Genomic DNA, 16,098 nt, shown 5'->3' with positions numbered 1-16,098 from the left:
GGTGCCACCCCAACCGGCCGCTATGTGACCGAGTGCCCCCGAACGGCCCCAGATGGGCGGTAAGAGATCCATATTGGACCTCGTGCGGCCGAGCGCGGGACACCGGGCATGATGGTCCGCATGCGTGCGGTGGTGCAGAGGGTGGACGGCGCGAGCGTCGTCGTGGACGGCGAGACGGTGGGCGCGATCGAGGGCGAGGGGCTGTGCGTCCTCGTCGGGGTGACCCACGAGGACACCAAGGAGAAGGCGGCCCAGCTGGCCCGCAAGCTGTGGTCGATCCGGATGCTCCAGGACGAGAAGTCGTGCAGCGACATCGACGCCCCGCTGCTCGTGATCAGCCAGTTCACGCTGTACGGAGACGCCCGCAAGGGCCGCCGGCCCACGTGGAACGCGGCGGCCCCGGGCGATGTCGCCGAGCCGCTGGTCGACGAGGTGGTGGCCCAGTTGCGGGCGCTGGGCGCGACGGTGGCGACGGGCCGGTTCGGCGCGCAGATGCGGGTGTCGCTGACGAACGACGGCCCCTTCACCGTGCTTCTCGAGATGTAGAGGGCACCCGGCGCCGCTCGGGGGGCGACGGCGCTGCCTGGTGGGGCTACGGCTGGACCACGGTCTCCTGCGCGGCCGCCGTCTCTCCGGCCAGGAGCCTCGCGTCGGTCGGGACGTTGCGCTTGACGAGCGCGAGGGCGACCGGCCCCAGCTCGTGATGGCGTACGGACGTCGTCACGAAGCCGATCTTGCGGCCGTCGGGCCCCTCGTCCGCGATCCGGAGCTCGGTGCCCGGCACCGGCAGGTGGACCTCGCTGCCGTCCAGGTGCAGGAAGACGAGCCTGCGCGGCGGCTTGCCCAGGTTCTGGACGCGGGCGACCGTCTCCTGGCCGCGGTAGCAGCCCTTCTGCAGGTGCACCGCCGTGCCGATCCAGCCCAGTTCGTGCGGGATGGTGCGGTGGTCGGTCTCGAAGCCGAGCCGGGGGCGGTGGTGCTCGACGCGCAGCGCCTCGTAGGCGAGCAGCCCGGCGGCGGGGCCGTGCTCGGCCGCGAAGGACTCCAGGTCGGCGCGCGGCAGGAAGAGGTCACGGCCGTACGCCGTCTCGCGGACGACGACGCCCTCGGGCACCTCGGCGATCGAGCCGGCCGGCAGGTGGACGACCGCGAAGTCGGCGGTGCGGTCGGCGACCTCCACCCGGTAGAAGAACTTCATCGACTCCAGGTACGCGATCAGCGCGTCCTGGGTGCCGGGCTCGACGTGCGCCCACACCGTCGTACCGTCGTCCACCAGGTACAGGGCGTGCTCAATGTGGCCGTGCGCGGAGAGGATCAGCGCCTCGGTCGCCTCGCCCGCGGGCAGCTCGCTGACGTGCTGGGTGAGCAGGAGGTGCAGCCAGCTCAGCCGGTCCTCGCCGCTGACGGTGACCACCCCGCGGTGCGAGAGGTCGACGAAACCGGTGCCGTCGGCGAGGGCGCGCTGCTCACGGAACAGGTCGCCGTAGTGGGCGGCGACACCTTCGTCCACTCCTTCGGCGGGGACGGCGCCGGGCAGGGACAGCAGGGGGCTTTTCATACAGCAAGCCTACGACGTGGTAGTTGAACTCTTCAGTGAACAGTCCTTGCACCGGCCGAAGATCGCGAAGTGCTTCATGTCGGTGTCGAACCCGAACTGCTGCCGGAGCTTGGCCGTGAAGTCGGCCGCGACCTCCACGTCCGCCTCGACCACGTTCTGGCAGTCCCGGCACACCAGGTGCAGATGGTGGTGGCGGTCGGCGAGGTGGTAGGTGGGCGCACCGTGGCCGAGGTGGGCGTGGCTGACCAGGCCCAGCTCCTCCAGCAGCTCCAGCGTCCGGTAGACGGTGGAAATGTTGACCCCCGACGCCGTCTTCCTCACTTCCACGAGGATGTCGTCGGGGGTCGCGTGCTCAAGGGTGTCCACGGCTTCCAGGACAAGCTGCCGCTGCGGCGTCAGCCGGTAGCCGCGCTGCCTGAGGTCGCTCTTCCAGTCGGTGCTCACCACACCGAAGAGTCTAGGACCACTTGGGCGGACCTATTTGAAGAAGGCGATCCCGTCGTCCGGGAGGTCGTCCGGGAGGGCCTTCGCCCAGCGCTCGACCTCCTCGGGGGTGACGACCTTCTTCAGGTGGGCCGACATGTAGGGGCGCAGCTCGACCTCCGGGGTCTGCTTCTCGCCGACCCACATCAGGTCGCTCTTGACGTAGCCGTACAGCCGCTTGCCGCCGGTGTACGGCTGTGAGGCGGCCGTTCGGGCGACGGCGTCCGTGGCCAGGTCGATCTGCGGCTTCTTGTCGGCCATCTCGCCGTACCAGACCTCGACCACACCGTCGTCGCGGACCATGGTCACCTCGACCTTGCGGTCGGCGTCGATCCGCCAGAAGCCGGACTCCGACTCCAGTGGACGGACCTTGTTGCCGTCCTGGTCCAGCACCCAGGTGTGGGAGTGGTACTCCAGGAAGTCCCGGCCGTCATGGGTGAAGCTGACCTCCTGCCCGAAGTTGCACTTCTCCGAGCCGGGGAAGTCGTGCACACCCGCGCCGGCCCAGTTGCCGAGCAAGAAGGCGAGCGGGACGAGGTCCTTGTGCAGGTCGGACGGGATCTCGATCATGAGCGGAAGCTTTCCTAGGTGTGGATCAGCGCTGGCCCTGGTACAGCTTCTTCACGGTCAGACCGGCGAAGGCGAGCACGCCGACGCAGACCAGGACCAGCAGGGTTTCGAAGAAGATCTCCACGGGTGCTCCTTGAGCGAGGGTCGGGGGTCCCCCTGCTGCAAGGCCTGGGGGAATACGACAGAGCCGGGGCCCAGCTTACGCGGCCGGGGCCCGCCTCTCTTTGTGAGGTGGTCGGTACGGCTACCCTGCCCGCATGGCGAAGAAGCTGGTGATCAAGGTGACGGCCGGGGCCGACGCCCCCGAGCGCTGCTCGCAGGCGTTCACGGTGGCGGCGGTGGCCGTGGCCAGCGGGGTCGACGTCTCGCTGTGGCTGACCGGGGAGTCGTCCTGGTTCGCGCTGCCGGGGCGGGCGGCCGAGTTCGAGCTGCCGCACGCGGCCCCGCTGCCGGACCTGATCGACTCGGTCCTCGCGGCCGGCCGCATCACCCTGTGCACGCAGTGCGCGGCCCGGCGGGAGATCACGGAGAAGGACGTCATCGACGGCGTACGGATCGCGGGCGCGCAGGTCTTCGTCCAGGAGGCCCTGGCGGACGGCACCCAGGCGCTCGTCTACTGATCCCCCGCGGGGGACCGCGAGTGGCCTTTACGACCGCGGGCGCTTCTTGCCGTCCAGTTCGTCCCACCACTCGTCGGACTTCGGGTCCCCGGACGGGTCGTCCCACCAGCGGTCCTCCGGGCCCCGCCGGTTGGCGACCATCGCGGCGACCGGCGGGACGACCATGGCCGCCACGCACATGCCGACGGCGGCCGGCACGGACCAGAGGCGCACGACTCCCCAGGCCAGGACGAAGAGCCCGATACACGTCCCCATCATGGCGAAGTAGATGTGCCGCCGCCGCGCGTACATGCTTCCAGGGTAGGACCGACGGCCTCCTGTCACAGGTGATCGACAATCGCCGCCCGCGCCCCGCCCGCAGGGTTACCGTGGCGTAGTCGTACCGGATTCCGAAACGCTGTCGCCGACCCGGGGGAAACACCTCATGCGTGCCCTGCGAATACTTCTGATCATCGTCGTGGTCCTGGGCGCGCTCTTCGTGATCGTGGACCGGGTCGCCGTGCACTTCGCCGAGGGCGAGGCCGCGGACAAGCTGAAGGCGACGGAGAACCTGGCCTCCACCCCGGACGTGGACATCAAGGGCTTCCCGTTCCTCACCCAGGTCGCGGGCGGCTCGCTGGACGACGTCGAGGTCGGCATCAAGGACTACGAGGCGGCCACCGGCAAGGCCGGCCAGACCATCCGCATCGACCACCTGACGGCCGACATGAAGGACGTCGAGTTCTCCGGCGACTACAGCTCCGCCACCGCGGCCACCGCCACCGGCACGGCGACGATCTCCTACGCCGAGCTGCTCAAGACCGCCAGGTCCGAGCCGACCGACGTCGGGCTCGGCGTCAAGGCCCGGATCGTCGGCCTCTCCGACGGCGGCAACGGCAAGATCAAGGTCGCGGTCAAGGTGCAGGGCACGGTCGCCGGTGCCGTCCCGGTCGACCGGACGGTGTCCGTGCTCAGCTCGGTGACCGTCGAGAACGACGAGGTCCAGGTCCACGCGGACTCCCTGCCCGCGATCAGCGGCCTCGCGCTCGCCGAGAACCGCGTCCGTACGATCACCGACTTCCAGCAGGCCATCGACCGGCTGCCCGGCGGCATCGAGCTGGACAGGGTGCAGGCGGCACCGGACGGCGTGGAAATCAGCGTGAAGGGTTCACACGTCAGGCTGGCGGGGTAGACAGCCCGTCGATGGACGCCTGACGTCCGACTGGCGAGACGGTCGCGTCCGTAGCGTAGATGCGTCGCACTCATGAGCGCCCGGAGGCCGCACGACGGCTGTCCGGGCCCCTTTCTTGTCCCATTATCCGGACGATCGCGTCTCGTCATGTGACACACCGGTGACACGCCCGCCCGGACCTCCCTACGATCGACCGCATGAAGCGACAGGCGGATCTCACGAAGCGGCGGGCAGTGGACCTGTGCCGCGTTGCCGCCATGCTCTGTCGCCCCTTCTGAGCGAAAGTCCCCGACTTCCGCATCTCACCCTCGCCCTGCTGGAAGGGCACCCGTGCGCCGCACGACCGCGCACCCTCTCTACTCGCACGCCTCGCCGCAACTGCCCCGGAGGAGAAAGAGCATGAGCCGCAGCGACGTCCTCGTAGACGCCGACTGGGTCCAGGAGCACCTGGACGACCCGAGCATCGCCATCGTCGAGGTGGACGAGGACACGTCCGCCTACGAGAAGAACCACATCAAGAACGCGATCCGCATCGACTGGACGAAGGATCTGCAGGACCCGGTCCGCCGTGACTTCATCGACCAGGAGGGCTTCGAGAAGCTCCTGTCGGAGAAGGGCATCGCCAACGACCACACGGTGATCCTCTACGGCGGCAACAACAACTGGTTCGCGTCCTACGCCTACTGGTACTTCAAGCTCTACGGCCACGACAACGTCAAGCTCCTCGACGGCGGCCGCAAGAAGTGGGAGCTGGACGCCCGCGAGCTGGTCGCCGGCGACGAGGTGCCCGAGCGCCCGAAGACGGACTACAAGGCCAAGCCGCAGGACACGTCGATCCGTGCCTTCCGGGACGACGTCGTCGCCGCGATCGGCGCGCAGAACCTGGTCGACGTGCGTTCGCCCGACGAGTTCTCCGGCAAGCTGCTCGCCCCGGCGCACCTGCCGCAGGAGCAGTCGCAGCGTCCGGGTCACGTCCCGACCGCGAAGAACATCCCGTGGTCGAAGAACGCCAACGACGACGGCACCTTCAAGTCGGACGAGGAGCTGAAGCAGCTCTACACCGAGGAGAACGTGGACCTCGCCAAGGACACGATCGCCTACTGCCGCATCGGTGAGCGCTCGGCCCTGACCTGGTTCGTGCTGCACGAGCTGCTCGGTGTGGAGAACGTCAAGAACTACGACGGCTCCTGGACCGAGTACGGCTCCCTCGTCGGCGTGCCGATCGAGCTCGGCGCCGGCAAGTAACCCATCCCGACCGACCTCCTGGTCAGACCCCTCTGGAGAAACAGCATGTGTGGAGCGAAGGCCGGCGGCCCGGACGCCTCGACGATCAAGCCCGGTGAGACCACGATCCAGGGTCACGTGACCCGCGACGGCGAGCCGGTGACGGGCTACGTCCGTCTGCTGGACTCGACCGGCGAGTTCACCGCGGAGGTCCCCACCTCCGCCACGGGGCAGTTCCGCTTCTACGCGGCCGAGGGCACGTGGACCGTTCGCGCGCTGGTGCCCGGCGGCACGGCCGACCGCACGGTTGTGGCCCAGAAGGGCGGCCTCGCCGAGGTTGCCATCGCGGTCTGAGTGGTTCCGTGAAGCAGTGACGTGACGGTCGGAGGGCCGCACCCCTGGGGTTGGACGCCAGTGGGGGTGCGGCCTTTCGGCTGTCCAGGGGTCCGTCAGCAACGCGTCCGGACAGCCGCCAGGGCGATCGCCGTGAGCAGCGCGCCGACGCACAGGGCGGCGAGAAAGCCGCTCACGGCCGCTCCGTCGGCCCTGCGGCGCCTGGGACGCCGCATGGGGCGAGGGGCGGGGCGCGTGTCGGAGCGCGGTGCGGGGCGAGGGGCGGCGGCGCCGGGCGCCTCGCGCACCCCCGGATGGAAGGAGGGATGGAACGGCGGAAGCGCGAAGGCCGGCCACGGCGTGGTGTCCCCCTCCGCCTGCCGCCGCCCGCACTCCGCGTACGGCAGATCCCGGGCGGCCGTCATGGGCGGTGCTCCTGTCGCTGGTGCTGGCGCAGCAGCACGTTGGCGTCGGTCTCGGCGCTGCGGTCGTACGCATCCCGCGCGGCCTGCCGACGCTCCACCAGCTCCGCGCAGGCGGCACAGCCGGGGACGGGACGCGGCGGCCGGCTGATGTCGTCCAGCGACGGACGCAGCGACGGCGCCGTTCTGACGCGGTGGCCGATGGCCTGGACCTCGTCGGTGGCGGGGTCGTGGAGGAGGCGTCCGGGCTCGTGCGGCTCCGGCTTCGTGGTCATGGTGGCCGACTCCCTTCCGTAAGCGTATGAGCGCAGCGCAAACCAGCAGCTACGCTGCGTGTTCGGGGTGTGCTCAAGAGCATGGCGCACGGAGAGGGCGTTCGGGCTGTTGAGAGGCCCAAATTCAACGCTGGGCCTGCCAAATTCAACAAATTCAACAAATTCAACAGGAGCGCGATGCCACAGCGACTGGTGTTCACGGGGCGGAGTCAGGAGCCGAGGGGGCGGTTCACCGAGGAACTGCGGCGCCTGAGGAGCGAGCGCGGCTTGAGCCTGCGGGACCTGGCGAAGGAGGTGGGCTGGGACTCGTCCCAGTTCAGCAAGATGGAGAGCGGGCGGACGCTGGGCGGGCCCGAGGTCGTACAGGCGCTGGACCAGTTCTACGGGACACCGGGGTTGCTGGTGACGCTGTGGGAGCTGGCGATGGCGGATCCCCTGCAGTTCAAGGAGCAGTACCGGCGCTACATGGAGCTGGAGGCGGAGGCCATCAGCCTCTGGCACTACGGAGGCGGCACCCTTCACGGGTTGCTCCAGACCCCGAAGTACGCGCGTGAGCTGCTCGCAGCGGGCGGCACCAAGGGCGAGCTGCTGGAGCAGCAGGTAGAGGCGCGTATAGGACGGCAGAATCTGCTGGAGGGGGACGACCCGCCGGCGTTCCGCACCATCCTCTCCGAGGCGGCCCTGCGCACGTCACTGCGGGACGCACGGGCCTGGCGGGAGCAACTGGAGTACCTGGCGGTGGCTGCGGAGCGCCCGAACGTCACCCTCCACGTCGTGCCCTTCGGCACGGGGCTGCACGGTCTGATGAGCACCGAGGTGACCTACCTGCGGCTGCTGGACGGCCGTACCGTGGCCTACACCGAGAACGACGTCCATGGTGAACTGGTCGAGGAAAACGGCAAGGTTGAGCGTTTGCAGCGCACATATGATGCCGTGCGCGACCTGGCGCTGTCCCCGGCCGAGTCCCGGAAGTTCGTCCTGCGATTGTTGGAGGAAGAGCCGTGCGAGCCATCGATCTGACCCACGCGACATGGCGCAAGAGCAGCTACAGCAACTCGGACGGCGGCGCCTGCGTGGAAGTCGCCGACGACATCCCCTCCGTCGTCCCCGTCCGCGACAGCAAGGCCCCGGCCCGCGGAGCGCTCGTCTTCCGGGCCGAGGCCTGGGCGGCCTTCGTGGACGGGGTCAAGCGCTAGCCCAGCGCCCGTCCCAGTAGCCACACGACCGGTGCGGCCGCCGACAACGGCAATGCCACGCCCGCCGTGAAGTGCACGAACCGGGACGGGTAGTCGTAACTGGCCACCCGGTGACCGATCAGGGCGCAGACCGCCGCCCCGGCACCCAGCGCGGCGCCCTTCGCGCCGAAGCCGGTCATGCCGCCGACCGCGATCCCCGCGCCCGCAGCGGCCAACAGCGCCACCACGACCGACGCCGGGGTCGGCAGGGGCAGGGCACGTGCCAGGACGGCCACCGCGACCGCCGCCGCGCCCACGGACACCGCGTGCCCGTCGGCGCCGAGGTACCCGGTCGCCAGGACCGTGAGCGCCGTGGAGGCGACCGTCGCCATCAGGCCGTACATGCGTTCGTCCGGCGAGGCGTGCGAGCGCAGCTGCAGGACCAGGGAGAGCAGGACCCAGACGCCGAGCGGTCCGAGGATCGCCGCCGGGGCGTGGTCGCGGCCGGCGACCAGGACCGCCGCGTCGGCCGTCAGTCCGCCCGCGAAGGCGAGCGCGATGCCCTGCCGGGCCGGCCACATGCCGTTCAGCCGGAACCAGCCCGCCGCCGTCACCGCCTGGAGCAGTACCAGGGGGACGAGGAGGGCGTAGGAGCCGAGGGGGGCCGCGGCGGCCAGCAGCAGGCCCAGCAGCGCGGTGAGCGCCGCCGGCTGCATGCCGGGCTCGATGATCGGGGACCGGCCCTCCAGGCGGGCCCGCTGGGCGTCGGTGATCCGGGCGTTCCCGGCGAGCGTCGCGGGACCGTAGGCCGGCTCGGACTCCGGGGCGGCGGCCGGGGCGGGCTCGGGCTGCGGCGCCTGGGGCGCGTACGTGTCCGTGAACCGGTGGGCCTGCTGGTGCTGCTCGGGCTGCCGGTAGTCCGGATACGGCTGCTGCGGATACGGCTGCTGCGGATACGGCTGCTGCGGATACGGCTGCTGCGGATACGGCTGCTGCGGGTGGCCCTGCTGCTCCGGCTGCTGGTGGTACGCCTGCTGCTGGTGCTGCTGCGGCGGCAGGTACGCCGTCTCCGCCGCCTGCACCGGCGCGTGCGTCTGCGTCTCCCAGGTCTGTCCCTGCCACTGCTGGGTGAGCTGGGGGTCGTAGCCGGGCTGTCCGTACTGGTCGTAGCCACCCCAGTCCTGCGGAGCAGCCTGCTGCTGATACGGGTCGTAGCCCTCGTAGGGGCCGCCCTGGTACGGCTGGTCGCTCATCGCCTCACCCTCCTGCGAACGGCGGGAGCACCTCGACCGTGCCGCCGTCGGCCAGCCGTACCGTCTCATGCGCGCGGGTCCCGACGGGGTCACCGTCGATGAGGAAGGAGCATCGCTGCAGCACGCGCGTGAGTTCCCCGGGGTGTCGCGCGCGCACGGCGGCCAGCGCGTCGGCGAGCGTGTCCGCGTCGTACGGCTCCTCGGCGACTTGGGCCGCGGCCTTGGCGGCGGCCCAGTAGCGCACCGTGACCTTGGGCATCTGATTCCTCAATCGACGGCAAGAAAAGACAAAGACAGATGGTGTCAGGCTAGCCCGCCGCGGCCGCGGCCCAGTCCCCGATGCGGGCCAGCAGGGCGTCCCCCGCCGCGTTCTCGGCGTGCCCCATGCCCTGCTCCACCCAGAGTTCGCCGTGGTCACCGGCCGCTTCGGCGAGCATGCGCGGGTGGTCGAGGGGGAAGTAGCCGTCGCGGTCGCCGTGCACGATCAGCAGCGGGGCGGGGGCGATCTTCGGGACCGCCTGGGTCGGGGAGAGCGGGACCGGGTCCCAGTCGCGGTGGTGGATGCGGGTGCGCAGGCCGTAGCGTCCGACCAGGCGGCCCTCGGGGCGGGTGACCAGCCAGTGCAGGCGGCGCATGGGGGCGGTGCCCCGGTAGTACCAGCGGGCGGGGGCGCTGACCGAGACCACCGCGTCCACCGTTCCGGGGTGCAGGGCCGCGTGCCGCAGGACCACCGAGCCGCCCATCGAGAAGCCGACGGTCACCACGCGTGCGTGCCCGAAGCCGCGGCCCCACTCGACGGCGGCGGCGAGGTCCAGCACCTCCTTGTCGCCGACCGTGGAGCGGCCGCCGGAGCGTCCGTGGCCGCGGAAGGAGAAGGTGACGACGGCGCCGTAACCGCGCAGGACGCCCGCCACCCTTCGGACGTGCGGGCGGTCCACATCGCCGGTGAAGCCGTGGGCGATCACGAAAACGAGGTCACGGGAGGCCGGCCGGAAGGTGTCCGGGGGTGTTTCGTATACGGCGGCGCCGGGATCGTATACGGAATCGAGCGCAATTCCGTCTGCGCTGTACAGGAACGTCCGGATAGCGGCGCGTCTGCTTGTCTCGTGATGCGGACGAACGGTGGAACGTGGCCCATGACCCGCCGGACGGTTGCTCATGTGGGCTATTCTGCTGTGCAGAGGACTCGGGCAGCGTAGCCCCCGGGTCCTTTTGTGCTTTCGGAAGCGTTGTATACGAAGCGGGAATCGTGAGGTGACCGCGGGTGTACGGGGCCTTCGGGATCGCAGAGCAGTTCCGCACCGCACACGTCCTCGCAGGGACCGAGGAGGAACCAGACGTATGAGTTCTCTGCTGCTCCTGACCAACGCCCTCCAGCCGTCGACGGAGGTGCTCCCCGCCCTCGGCCTGCTGCTGCACAACGTGCGGGTGGCCCCGGCCGAGGGGCCCGCTCTCGTCGACACGCCCGGCGCCGACGTCATCCTCGTCGACGGCCGCCGCGACCTGCCGCAGGTGCGCAGCCTGTGCCAGCTGCTGCGCTCCACCGGACCCGGCTGTCCGCTGCTCCTCGTCGTCACCGAGGGCGGCCTCGCCGCCGTCACCGCCGACTGGGGCGTCGACGACGTGCTCCTCGACACCGCCGGTCCCGCGGAGGTGGAGGCGCGGCTGCGCCTCGCCATGGGCCGGCAGCAGATCGTCAACGACGACTCCCCCATGGAGATCCGCAACGGCGATCTCTCGGTGGACGAGGCGACCTATTCCGCGAAGCTCAAGGGACGGGTCCTCGATCTCACGTTCAAGGAGTTCGAGCTGCTGAAATACCTCGCCCAGCACCCGGGCCGGGTCTTCACCCGCGCCCAGCTGCTGCAGGAGGTGTGGGGCTACGACTACTTCGGCGGCACCCGCACGGTCGACGTGCACGTACGACGGCTGCGCGCCAAGCTGGGCCCCGAGCACGAGTCGCTGATCGGCACTGTCCGGAACGTCGGTTATCGATTCGTTACGCCCGAGAAGGGCGACCGGTCCGGCGAGGAGGCCAAGGCCAAGGCGGGGCGGGCAAAGGCGGAGGATGCGGACGCATCCGCCGCCCTGGACACCGCCGAGGTGCACGCGGAGGCGTAGTTCTCCTCGGCGTGGCGGACGGAGCGCTCCGGCGGGGCATCGCCTGCGCACATCCAGGCCGCGATATGCCCTGCCCAGAGCGGGTCAATCCGCGTAGACTCCGCGCGTGGCCAAGGTGACTCGGGATGACGTGGCACGGCTGGCTGGGACCTCCACCGCCGTCGTCAGTTATGTCATCAACAACGGACCCCGGCCGGTCGCCCCGGCCACGCGCGAGCGTGTCCTCGCCGCGATCAAGGAACTGGGGTACCGGCCCGACCGGGTCGCCCAGGCGATGGCATCGCGGCGCACGGACCTGATAGGCCTCATCATCCCGGACGCCCGCCAGCCCTTCTTCGGCGAGATGGCGCACGCGGTCGAGCAGGCCGCCTCCGAGCGCGGGAAGATGGTCCTCGTCGGCAACACCGATTACATCGGCGAACGCGAGGTCCACTACCTGCGCGCCTTCCTGGGCATGCGGGTCTCCGGGCTGATCCTCGTCAGCCACGCCCTCAACGATCTCGCCGCGGCCGAGATCGACGCCTGGGACGCCCGGGTGGTGCTGTTGCACGAGCGTCCGGAGGCCATCGACGATGTGGCCGTGGTGACGGACGACCTCGGCGGCGCCCAGCTCGCCGTGCGCCACCTGCTGGAGCACGGCTACGAGTACGTCGCCTGTATGGGCGGTACGGCCGAGACACCGGCCGTCGGCGACCCGGTCTCCGACCACGTCGAGGGCTGGAAGCGGGCCATGGCCGAGGCGGGCCTGTCCACCGAGGGCCGGCTGTTCGAGGCGCCGTACAACCGCTACGACGCCTACCGCGTGGCCCTGGACGTCCTGTCCGGTCCGCAGCGGCCGCCGGCGGTCTTCTGCTCCACCGACGACCAGGCGATCGGCCTGCTGCGGGCGGCGCGCGAGCTGCGCATCGACGTGCCCGGGGAGCTGGCGGTGGCGGGCTTCGACGACATCAAGGAGGCCGCGCTCGCCGACCCGCCACTGACCACGGTCGCCTCGGACCGCTCGGCCATGGCGCGGGCGGCCGTGGACCTCGTCCTGGACGACGGGCTGCGGATCGCCGGGTCCCGGCGCGAGCGGCTGAAGACGTTCCCGTCCCGGCTGGTGGTGCGCACGAGCTGCGGCTGCGGGGTCTGACCGGCCCACCGGGCACTCGCCCGGCCCCCACCGGGCCTGACCGGCCTGGGTCCCCTCGCTCGCCTCCACCGGGGTCTTTATATCGGGCAAACGAGGTTCTGCCGGGCTTCTCAGGGAGCACTCAGGAAGCTCTCATGGTCGCGGGGGACTCTTCTTCCATGACCGAGAGCCAGGGCGCATACGCGCAGCAGCCCCCCTACTCCGCTCCTGTGAACCCTGAGTGGCCGCCTCCGCCGCCGTACCAGCCGGTGGCGGCCCCGGAACCCGGGCCGAAGAAGCGCCCCCGGGGACCGGTCGCCCTGCTCGCGGCCGTCGCGATCGTCGCGGCGGCGGTCGGCGGCGGCACGGCGTACGCCTTCCAGGAGCTGACCGCCAAGGACACGGTCGCCTCCGCGGGCGCCACCACCCCCGTGGTGCCCTCCAGCAAGCGGGGCGACGTCGCCGCGATCGCCGCCGCGGTCAGCCCGAGCGTGGTCGAGATCAACGCCACCCTGGGCAACGGATCCTCCACCGGCTCCGGCGTGATCATCACGTCCGGCGGGGAGATCGTCACCAACAACCACGTCGTCTCCGGCGCCACCGCGATCAAGGTGCGCACCAGCGACGGCACGAGCCACTCCGCCGAGATCATCGGCACCGACAGCTCCAAGGACCTCGCACTGATCAAGGTCGAGGGCGCCTCGGGTCTGAAGGCGGCGGACCTCGGCGACTCCGCCGGCGTCCAGGTGGGTGACTCGGTCGTGGCGATCGGCTCTCCCGAGGGCCTGACCGGCACCGTCACCAGCGGTATCGTCTCCGCCCTCGACCGGGACGTCACCGTGTCCACCGACGAGAACCAGGGCCAGAGCCAGGGCGGCGACGGCCAGTGGCCGTTCCAGTTCGGCGGCCGTGAGTTCAACGGCGACACGGGTTCGTCCACCACGACGTACAAGGCGATCCAGACGGACGCGTCCTTGAACCCCGGCAACTCCGGCGGCGCGCTGATCGACGCGAGCGGCCACATCATAGGCATCAACTCCGCGATGTACGCGTCGAGTTCGCAGGCCTCCTCGGCCTCGGACGCGGGCAGCGTCGGTCTCGGCTTCGCCATTCCCGTCAACACCGTCAAGTCCGACCTCGCCAAGCTGCGGGCGGGCTCCACCAGTTAGGGAGCAGGTCATGATCAAGAAAGTTTCGCACCAGGTCGCCGACCGCGGTCCGGCCGACTTCACCCTGGCCCTCTCGGTCGTCTCCACGCTGCACTCGAACGTTCCCACGCCCCGCGCCCCGGAGGTGGCCGCGACACCCGTCCCCGAGCTGATGGGCCTGCGCACCTCGGCCGCCCGCCCCCACCGCCGCAAGGTGCCCCTGAAGCGCCTGAACACGATGCGCAGCCTGAGCGCGCTCGCGGTCTGAGCCCCGCCTCCTGCCTGACCGGCCCGGGAACGTGCGAGGCTGAGAGACACCCCGACCACACGTCCCACCGCACCCCGAGGAATCGCGAGCCATGAGCACCGCCGAAGGCGACCGTGACCCCCAGCGCATCCTGATCGTCGACGACGAGCCCGCCGTCCGCGAGGCACTCCAGCGCAGCCTCGCCTTCGAGGGGTACGCCACGGAGGTGGCCGTGGACGGTGCAGACGCCCTGGACAAGGCCACCGCCTACCAGCCCGACCTGGTCGTCCTGGACATCCAGATGCCACGCATGGACGGCCTGACGGCGGCCCGGCGGATCCGGGGCGCGGGGGACACCACCCCGATCCTCATGCTCACGGCCCGCGACACGGTCGGCGACCGGGTGACCGGGCTGGACGCGGGGGCCGACGACTACCTCGTCAAGCCGTTCGAGCTGGACGAACTCTTCGCCCGCATCCGCGCGTTGCTGCGCCGCAGCTCGTATGCGGTCGCCGTGTCGGCCGAGGCCCAGGAGGACGAGGCCCTCACCTTCGGCGACCTGCGCATGGACCTCGCGACCCGCGAGGTCACGCGCGGCGGGCGGCAGGTGGAGCTGACCCGCACGGAGTTCACGCTCCTGGAGATGTTCATGGCCCACCCGCGCCAGGTGCTCACCCGGGAGCAGATCCTGAAGGCGGTGTGGGGCTTCGACTTCGAGCCCTCGTCCAACTCCCTCGACGTCTACGTCATGTACCTGCGCCGCAAGACCGAGGCCGGCGGCGAGCCGCGCCTGGTGCACACGGTGCGGGGCGTGGGGTACGTCCTGCGCCAGGGCGGCGCGGAATGAGGACACTGGTGCGCCGGTACCGGGCGCTGCCGATCCGGGCGCGGCTGGCGATGCTGGTCGCCGCCGCGGTGGCGTTCGCGGTTGCGGCGGTGTCGGTCACCTGCTGGTTCATCGTGGAGCGGAAGCTGTACGACCAGGTCGACAAGGATCTGCAGAAGACCGCGCAGCCGCAGCGGGAGGGAAACGTCGCGTCCGCGCTCGCGACCTGCCCGCAGGAGCCCAGCGGATCCCTCATCGGCGGCCTGCGCACCCACGGCAGCTACTACTACCTCCAGCTCGTGAAACGGGACGGCACCGCCTGTGTGTCCGCCGACTCCGCGGGCCGGGTGAAGACCACCTCCGCCGACACCGACGTCATCGTCCGGGCGAACGACAGCACCGGCGTCCTGGTCGACGGCATACTGCGCGACGGCACCGACTCCGAGGGCAACGCGGTCCGTGTGCTGACCCAGCCGCTGACCGTCAGCCAGGGGCCGGGCGTGCGGCCCCTGCTCTATCCGGACACGGCCCTGCAGGTCGCGATACCGCTGAAGAGCACCCGGGACACGCTGAAGGATCTCGCCCTGGTCCTCCTCCTCGTCTCCGGTATCGGGGTGGTCGGTGCCGGCGCGGCGGGGCTCGCGGTGGCCCGGGCGGGACTGCGGCCGGTCGACAAGCTCACGGAGGCCGTCGAGCACGTCGCGCGGACCGAGGACCTCGGCATCCGTATCCCCGTCGACGCGGACAGCGACGACGAGGTGGCCCGCCTCTCGCGGTCCTTCAACTCGATGACCACCGCGCTCGCCAGCTCCCGCGACCTCCAGCAGCAGCTGATCGCGGACGCCGGCCATGAACTGCGCACCCCGCTCACCTCGCTCCGCACCAACATCGAGCTGCTCAGCCGCAGCGAGGAGACGGGCCGGCCGCTGCCTCCGGAGGACCGCAAGGCGCTGCTCGACTCGGTGAAGGCGCAGATGACCGAGCTGGCCTCGCTGATCGGCGATCTGCAGGAGCTGTCCCGCCCGGAGGGGCAGCGGGGCGAGCGGCTGCAGGTGGTGGCGCTCCAGGACGCCGTCGAGGCGGCCCTGCGCCGGGCGCGCCTGCGTGGGCCGGAGCTGACGATCACGGCGGACCTGGAGCCCTGGTTCGTCCGGGCGGAGCCCTCCGCGCTGGAGCGGGCGATCGTCAACATCCTCGACAACGCGGTGAAGTTCAGCCCCGAGGGCAGCAGGGTCGACGTCCAGCTCCGCGACGGCGTACTGACGGTGCGCGACCAGGGGCCCGGCATCTCCGAGGACGAACTCCCGCACGTCTTCGACCGGTTCTGGCGCTCCCCGAGCGCGCGTGCGCTGCCCGGCTCGGGCCTCGGACTGTCCATCGTCGCCCGTACGGTCCAGCAGGCGGGCGGAGAGGTCACGCTGGCCCGCGCGGAGGGCGGCGGCACAGTGGCGACGGTACGCCTGCCGGGCGCGCCGGTGCCTCCGCCGCAGACACCGGGCGTCTGAGCGTCCTGGCTGACGGGCTGACGGGCTGACGGGCTGACGCCTGGTCGGCGCGGTGG

At 70.8% G+C, this 16,098-nt stretch carries 23 protein-coding genes; 14 read left to right on the top strand and 9 right to left on the bottom strand.

Features of this window, described 5'->3' with window-relative positions:
* Nucleotides 1–120: 120 nt before the first annotated feature.
* Nucleotides 121–546, top strand: coding sequence for a D-aminoacyl-tRNA deacylase (dtd, locus tag ACGFRF_RS11100; RefSeq protein WP_393738451.1), 426 nt, complete (start codon nt 121–123; stop codon nt 544–546).
* A 46-nt stretch (nt 547–592) separates the two neighbouring features.
* On the opposite strand, the gene ACGFRF_RS11095 is transcribed toward dtd, so the two are convergent.
* Genes ACGFRF_RS11095 through ACGFRF_RS11085 form a run of 3 tightly spaced genes read right to left on the bottom strand, consistent with a single transcriptional unit; the run spans nt 593 to nt 2,611 of the window.
* Nucleotides 593–1,558, bottom strand: a complete 966-nt coding sequence (locus ACGFRF_RS11095) for a YgfZ/GcvT domain-containing protein (protein WP_393738449.1) — start codon at nt 1,556–1,558, stop codon at nt 593–595.
* Nucleotides 1,559–1,567: 9 nt separating this feature from the next.
* Nucleotides 1,568–2,005 (bottom strand): Fur family transcriptional regulator, encoded by a 438-nt coding sequence (locus tag ACGFRF_RS11090; RefSeq protein ID WP_393738447.1) that lies wholly within the window; start codon nt 2,003–2,005, stop codon nt 1,568–1,570.
* Between the two features lie 30 nt (nt 2,006–2,035).
* The gene (locus ACGFRF_RS11085; protein WP_393738445.1) at nt 2,036–2,611 is read right to left on the bottom strand and encodes an FABP family protein; all 576 of its coding nucleotides are present in this window, start codon (nt 2,609–2,611) and stop codon (nt 2,036–2,038) included.
* A 257-nt stretch (nt 2,612–2,868) separates the two neighbouring features.
* Between ACGFRF_RS11085 and ACGFRF_RS11080 the strand changes: the two genes are divergently transcribed.
* On the top strand, nt 2,869–3,231 hold the full coding sequence (locus tag ACGFRF_RS11080; RefSeq protein ID WP_393738443.1) for a DsrE family protein: 363 nt from the start codon (nt 2,869–2,871) through the stop codon (nt 3,229–3,231).
* Between the two features lie 27 nt (nt 3,232–3,258).
* Here ACGFRF_RS11080 and ACGFRF_RS11075 read toward each other — a convergent pair whose 3' ends face one another.
* Entirely contained in the window at nt 3,259–3,522 is a 264-nt protein-coding gene (locus tag ACGFRF_RS11075; RefSeq protein ID WP_393738441.1) for a DUF3099 domain-containing protein, read from the bottom strand.
* A gap of 133 nt (nt 3,523–3,655) precedes the next feature.
* Here ACGFRF_RS11075 and ACGFRF_RS11070 point away from each other — a divergent pair, with 133 nt between their 5' ends.
* The 4 genes from ACGFRF_RS11070 to ACGFRF_RS11055 all read left to right on the top strand — a co-directional run bounded on the left by ACGFRF_RS11070 (nt 3,656) and on the right by ACGFRF_RS11055 (nt 5,980).
* Nucleotides 3,656–4,402, top strand: a complete 747-nt coding sequence (locus ACGFRF_RS11070) for a DUF2993 domain-containing protein (RefSeq protein ID WP_393738439.1) — start codon at nt 3,656–3,658, stop codon at nt 4,400–4,402.
* Nucleotides 4,403–4,599: 197 nt separating this feature from the next.
* A complete protein-coding gene (locus ACGFRF_RS11065) occupies nt 4,600–4,680 on the top strand; it encodes an Ms5788A family Cys-rich leader peptide (protein ID WP_350751515.1) in 81 nt (26 codons plus the stop codon).
* Between the two features lie 121 nt (nt 4,681–4,801).
* On the top strand, nt 4,802–5,647 hold the full coding sequence (locus ACGFRF_RS11060; RefSeq protein ID WP_393738437.1) for a sulfurtransferase: 846 nt from the start codon (nt 4,802–4,804) through the stop codon (nt 5,645–5,647).
* 45 nt (nt 5,648–5,692) lie between these two features.
* Nucleotides 5,693–5,980 (top strand): DUF1416 domain-containing protein, encoded by a 288-nt coding sequence (locus ACGFRF_RS11055; protein ID WP_393738435.1) that lies wholly within the window; start codon nt 5,693–5,695, stop codon nt 5,978–5,980.
* 95 nt (nt 5,981–6,075) lie between these two features.
* Here the strand turns inward: ACGFRF_RS11055 and ACGFRF_RS11050 are convergent, their stop codons facing one another.
* Together ACGFRF_RS11050 and ACGFRF_RS11045 are read right to left on the bottom strand one after the other, a co-directional pair.
* Nucleotides 6,076–6,384 carry a hypothetical protein gene (locus tag ACGFRF_RS11050; protein ID WP_393738433.1) on the bottom strand — a complete coding sequence of 103 codons (309 nt, stop codon included), beginning with the start codon at nt 6,382–6,384 and terminating at the stop codon, nt 6,076–6,078.
* Entirely contained in the window at nt 6,381–6,656 is a 276-nt protein-coding gene (locus ACGFRF_RS11045) for a hypothetical protein (RefSeq protein WP_393738431.1), read from the bottom strand. The genes ACGFRF_RS11050 and ACGFRF_RS11045 overlap by 4 nt, the downstream gene beginning before the upstream one ends.
* 177 nt (nt 6,657–6,833) lie before the next feature.
* Here ACGFRF_RS11045 and ACGFRF_RS11040 point away from each other — a divergent pair, with 177 nt between their 5' ends.
* Both ACGFRF_RS11040 and ACGFRF_RS11035 read left to right on the top strand, forming a co-directional pair.
* The gene (locus tag ACGFRF_RS11040; RefSeq protein WP_393738429.1) at nt 6,834–7,676 is read left to right on the top strand and encodes a helix-turn-helix transcriptional regulator; all 843 of its coding nucleotides are present in this window, start codon (nt 6,834–6,836) and stop codon (nt 7,674–7,676) included.
* Nucleotides 7,658–7,852, top strand: a complete 195-nt coding sequence (locus tag ACGFRF_RS11035) for a DUF397 domain-containing protein (RefSeq protein WP_393738427.1) — start codon at nt 7,658–7,660, stop codon at nt 7,850–7,852. Before ACGFRF_RS11040 ends, ACGFRF_RS11035 begins: the two co-directional genes overlap by 19 nt.
* Here the strand turns inward: ACGFRF_RS11035 and ACGFRF_RS11030 are convergent.
* The 3 genes from ACGFRF_RS11030 to ACGFRF_RS11020 are packed head-to-tail and all read right to left on the bottom strand — an operon-like array spanning nt 7,849 to nt 10,244.
* Nucleotides 7,849–9,084 carry a hypothetical protein gene (locus ACGFRF_RS11030; protein ID WP_393738426.1) on the bottom strand — a complete coding sequence of 412 codons (1,236 nt, stop codon included), beginning with the start codon at nt 9,082–9,084 and terminating at the stop codon, nt 7,849–7,851. The two genes, ACGFRF_RS11035 and ACGFRF_RS11030, sit on opposite strands and share 4 nt — an antisense overlap.
* Before the next feature lie 4 nt (nt 9,085–9,088).
* Entirely contained in the window at nt 9,089–9,343 is a 255-nt protein-coding gene (locus tag ACGFRF_RS11025; protein WP_393738424.1) for a MoaD/ThiS family protein, read from the bottom strand.
* A gap of 49 nt (nt 9,344–9,392) precedes the next feature.
* On the bottom strand, nt 9,393–10,244 hold the full coding sequence (locus tag ACGFRF_RS11020; protein WP_393738422.1) for an alpha/beta hydrolase: 852 nt from the start codon (nt 10,242–10,244) through the stop codon (nt 9,393–9,395).
* A 181-nt stretch (nt 10,245–10,425) separates the two neighbouring features.
* On the opposite strand from ACGFRF_RS11020, the gene ACGFRF_RS11015 reads away from it, so the two are divergent.
* The 6 genes from ACGFRF_RS11015 to ACGFRF_RS10990 all read left to right on the top strand — a co-directional run bounded on the left by ACGFRF_RS11015 (nt 10,426) and on the right by ACGFRF_RS10990 (nt 16,042).
* A complete protein-coding gene (locus tag ACGFRF_RS11015) occupies nt 10,426–11,205 on the top strand; it encodes a winged-helix domain-containing protein (protein WP_393738420.1) in 780 nt (259 codons plus the stop codon).
* A gap of 106 nt (nt 11,206–11,311) precedes the next feature.
* Nucleotides 11,312–12,337, top strand: a complete 1,026-nt coding sequence (locus ACGFRF_RS11010) for a LacI family DNA-binding transcriptional regulator (protein ID WP_393738418.1) — start codon at nt 11,312–11,314, stop codon at nt 12,335–12,337.
* A gap of 158 nt (nt 12,338–12,495) precedes the next feature.
* Entirely contained in the window at nt 12,496–13,485 is a 990-nt protein-coding gene (locus ACGFRF_RS11005) for a S1C family serine protease (RefSeq protein ID WP_393738416.1), read from the top strand.
* Between the two features lie 10 nt (nt 13,486–13,495).
* Nucleotides 13,496–13,732: a hypothetical protein gene (locus ACGFRF_RS11000; protein WP_393738414.1), complete on the top strand. Its 237-nt coding sequence runs from the start codon at nt 13,496–13,498 to the stop codon at nt 13,730–13,732.
* Nucleotides 13,733–13,823: 91 nt separating this feature from the next.
* Nucleotides 13,824–14,558 carry a response regulator transcription factor gene (locus ACGFRF_RS10995; RefSeq protein ID WP_393738412.1) on the top strand — a complete coding sequence of 245 codons (735 nt, stop codon included), beginning with the start codon at nt 13,824–13,826 and terminating at the stop codon, nt 14,556–14,558.
* The gene (locus tag ACGFRF_RS10990) at nt 14,555–16,042 is read left to right on the top strand and encodes a sensor histidine kinase (protein WP_393738410.1); all 1,488 of its coding nucleotides are present in this window, start codon (nt 14,555–14,557) and stop codon (nt 16,040–16,042) included. The genes ACGFRF_RS10995 and ACGFRF_RS10990 overlap by 4 nt, the downstream gene beginning before the upstream one ends.
* Nucleotides 16,043–16,098: the final 56 nt, after the last annotated feature.

The sequence above is a fragment of the Streptomyces sp. NPDC048521 genome, from assembly GCF_043199855.1.
GTDB lineage: Bacteria > Actinomycetota > Actinomycetes > Streptomycetales > Streptomycetaceae > Streptomyces.
This window is presented reverse-complemented; position numbering and strand designations above follow the sequence as displayed.

Coding starts and splice junctions, on each gene's coding strand:
- ACGFRF_RS11050 (WP_393738433.1), bottom strand. CDS start 6,384: ATGACGGCCGCCCGGGATCTGCCGTACGCGGAGTGCGGGCGGCGGCAG.
- ACGFRF_RS11040 (WP_393738429.1), top strand. CDS start 6,834: ATGCCACAGCGACTGGTGTTCACGGGGCGGAGTCAGGAGCCGAGGGGG.
- ACGFRF_RS11060 (WP_393738437.1), top strand. CDS start 4,802: ATGAGCCGCAGCGACGTCCTCGTAGACGCCGACTGGGTCCAGGAGCAC.
- ACGFRF_RS11075 (WP_393738441.1), bottom strand. CDS start 3,522: ATGTACGCGCGGCGGCGGCACATCTACTTCGCCATGATGGGGACGTGT.
- ACGFRF_RS11055 (WP_393738435.1), top strand. CDS start 5,693: ATGTGTGGAGCGAAGGCCGGCGGCCCGGACGCCTCGACGATCAAGCCC.
- ACGFRF_RS11015 (WP_393738420.1), top strand. CDS start 10,426: ATGAGTTCTCTGCTGCTCCTGACCAACGCCCTCCAGCCGTCGACGGAG.
- ACGFRF_RS11070 (WP_393738439.1), top strand. CDS start 3,656: ATGCGTGCCCTGCGAATACTTCTGATCATCGTCGTGGTCCTGGGCGCG.
- ACGFRF_RS11065 (WP_350751515.1), top strand. CDS start 4,600: ATGAAGCGACAGGCGGATCTCACGAAGCGGCGGGCAGTGGACCTGTGC.
- ACGFRF_RS11030 (WP_393738426.1), bottom strand. CDS start 9,084: ATGAGCGACCAGCCGTACCAGGGCGGCCCCTACGAGGGCTACGACCCG.
- ACGFRF_RS10995 (WP_393738412.1), top strand. CDS start 13,824: ATGAGCACCGCCGAAGGCGACCGTGACCCCCAGCGCATCCTGATCGTC.
- ACGFRF_RS11080 (WP_393738443.1), top strand. CDS start 2,869: ATGGCGAAGAAGCTGGTGATCAAGGTGACGGCCGGGGCCGACGCCCCC.
- ACGFRF_RS11095 (WP_393738449.1), bottom strand. CDS start 1,558: ATGAAAAGCCCCCTGCTGTCCCTGCCCGGCGCCGTCCCCGCCGAAGGA.
- ACGFRF_RS11045 (WP_393738431.1), bottom strand. CDS start 6,656: ATGACCACGAAGCCGGAGCCGCACGAGCCCGGACGCCTCCTCCACGAC.
- ACGFRF_RS10990 (WP_393738410.1), top strand. CDS start 14,555: ATGAGGACACTGGTGCGCCGGTACCGGGCGCTGCCGATCCGGGCGCGG.
- dtd (WP_393738451.1), top strand. CDS start 121: ATGCGTGCGGTGGTGCAGAGGGTGGACGGCGCGAGCGTCGTCGTGGAC.
- ACGFRF_RS11025 (WP_393738424.1), bottom strand. CDS start 9,343: ATGCCCAAGGTCACGGTGCGCTACTGGGCCGCCGCCAAGGCCGCGGCC.
- ACGFRF_RS11000 (WP_393738414.1), top strand. CDS start 13,496: ATGATCAAGAAAGTTTCGCACCAGGTCGCCGACCGCGGTCCGGCCGAC.
- ACGFRF_RS11085 (WP_393738445.1), bottom strand. CDS start 2,611: ATGATCGAGATCCCGTCCGACCTGCACAAGGACCTCGTCCCGCTCGCC.
- ACGFRF_RS11005 (WP_393738416.1), top strand. CDS start 12,496: ATGACCGAGAGCCAGGGCGCATACGCGCAGCAGCCCCCCTACTCCGCT.
- ACGFRF_RS11020 (WP_393738422.1), bottom strand. CDS start 10,244: ATGAGCAACCGTCCGGCGGGTCATGGGCCACGTTCCACCGTTCGTCCG.